Source organism: Micromonospora sp. 4G55 (genome assembly GCF_016803375.1).
In genome coordinates, this window is sequence record NZ_JAEVHN010000886.1 from 1 (window position 1) to 2,140 (window position 2,140).

Sequence of the window (2,140 nt, forward strand, 5' to 3'; positions counted from 1 at the left end):
GGCTCCAGCGCCTCGGCCCAGGACGGGGTGCCGGCCAGCGCGCCGGTCTGCGCCACGTCACCGACGATGGTCATCGACCGGCTCGGGCAGCGGCGCATCAGCAGCCGCCAGGCCATCGGCGACAGCTCCTGCGCCTCGTCGACGATCACGTGCCCGAACGCCCAGCTCCGATCGGCGGCGGCCCGCTGCGCGGTGGTCAGCCGGTCGGCCTCCTCCTGCCGTTCCAGCAGCCGGTCGGCGTCGATCAGGTCGGTGACGCCGAGGATCTCGCCGCCGTCGGCCTCGTCCTCCACGTCGATCGAGCGGGAGCCCTTCCAAATCTCCAGCACGCCCTCGGCGTACTCGCGCTGGAAGGAGCGGATCCGCTCGCGGCGGGCGGCGGCGGCCCGCTCGTCCTCGCCGAGCAGCTCGGCGGCCTCGTCCAGCAGCGGCACGTCGGCCGGCGTCCAGCCGCCCGGCTCCCGGTGCAGCAGCGCGCGCTCGGCGTCGGTGAGCATCGGCGCGGCGGCGGCGATCCGGTCGGTCGAGGCGTACAGGTCGGCGAGCAGGCGCTGCGGGGTGAGCACCGGCCACAGCTCGTCGAGCGCGGCCCGGATGCCGGCCTCCTCGCGCAGCTCCCGGCGGATCTCGGCGCGGTCGGCTTCCTCCAGCAGGTTCTCCCCGCCCAGCGGGTCGGCGCCGATCCGCTCGGCGATCTGCGCGGCGAGCGCGTGGACGACCTCGACGTCGAACACGGCGCGGGCCAGGTTGTGCGGGCGGCCGGAGCGGCGGGCCCGGTCGCGGGCCTGGCGGACCATCTCCGGGTCGAGCCGCACCGTGTCCCGCTCGATCTCGATCTCCAGCGGCTCGTCGGGCACCCACTGCCGGTCGCGGACCGCGGCGGCCAGCACCTCGGTCATCACCGTCCGCCCCTTGAGCGCCGCCGTCTCGGCCGGTTCGGCGCGCCGCGCGCTGACGCCGGGGAAGAGGTCGCCGGGGGTACGCAGCAGCACGCCCGTCTCGGCCAGCGTGGGCAGCACCTGCGAGATGTAGCGCAGGAAGGTCGCGTTCGGGCCGACCAGCAGCACGCCCCGGCTGGAGAGCTCCCGCCGGTGGGTGTAGAGCAGGTACGCCGCGCGGTGCAGCGCGACGGCGGTCTTGCCGGTGCCCGGGCCGCCCTGCACCACCAGCACGCCGGGCAGGTCGGCCCGGATCACCCGGTCCTGTTCGGCCTGGATGGTCTCCACGATGTCGCGCATCCGCCCGGTCCGGCCGGCGTTGAGCGCGGCGAGCAGGGACGCCTCGCCGGTCAGCTCCTCGTGGGCGGTGGGGGAGGCGGTGGCGAGGTCGAGCACCTCGTCGTTGAGCCCGGTCACCTTCCGCTGCCGGGTACGCAGGTGCCGGCGCCGCTTGACGCCCTGCGGGTTGGCGGCGGTGGCGAGGTAGAACGGCCGGGCGGCGGGGGCCCGCCAGTCCATCAGCAGCGGGTCGTAGTCGCCGGTGGTGTCGAAGATGCCGATCCGGCCGATGTAGTGCCGGGCCCCGTCGGTGTCGTCGAGCCGGCCGAAGCAGAGCCCGTTCTCCACGGCGGAGAACTGCTCGACCTGGTCGGCGTACATCTGGACCGAGCTGTCGCGCTGGGACCGGGCCTGCAACGTGCCCCCGGTGTTCCGCAGTTCCTCGGTGAGCCGCTGGGCGGCCTGCTCACGCATGTCGTCCAGCCGGCCGTAGAGCAGCGAGACGTACTCCTGCTCGCGGCCGATCTCGTCGTCGTGCCGCTGCGCGACGGAACCGTCGGATTGCGTTGACAAGCCGTCTCCTCGTCATTTAAGATGGGTCAAGGAATGGCCGTTGTCGCCATTCCTTTTTTATGTCCGAACAGAGAAAGATACCGCGTCGCGCCCCGCCGCACCAAGCATCCCGGCCGCAGACGCCCACGTCACACCCTCTCCCGCCACCCCTCGCCGGCCCGTCCCTCGACGGCGGCATCCGGCGCGGAGCCACACTGATCCAGCCCGCCCGCCCGCCGGCGCACTTCCCGAGAAAAGCCGCTCACCCCACCGGGCCGCCCGCTGGCGCACTTTCGGAGAAAGAGTGCCCTCACGGTGCCGGATAGCCACGCTTTCTCCGAAAGAGGCCCCGACCGGGCGGGGGTGGGGTG

General features: G+C 73.5%; 1 protein-coding gene. It reads right to left on the reverse strand.

Annotated elements, in window-relative coordinates:
• On the reverse strand, positions 1 to 1,790 hold a 1,790-nt coding region (locus tag JNW89_RS35690; RefSeq protein ID WP_238452365.1), incomplete at its 3' end, for an AAA family ATPase.
• Between the last annotated feature and the right edge of the window lie 350 nt (positions 1,791 to 2,140).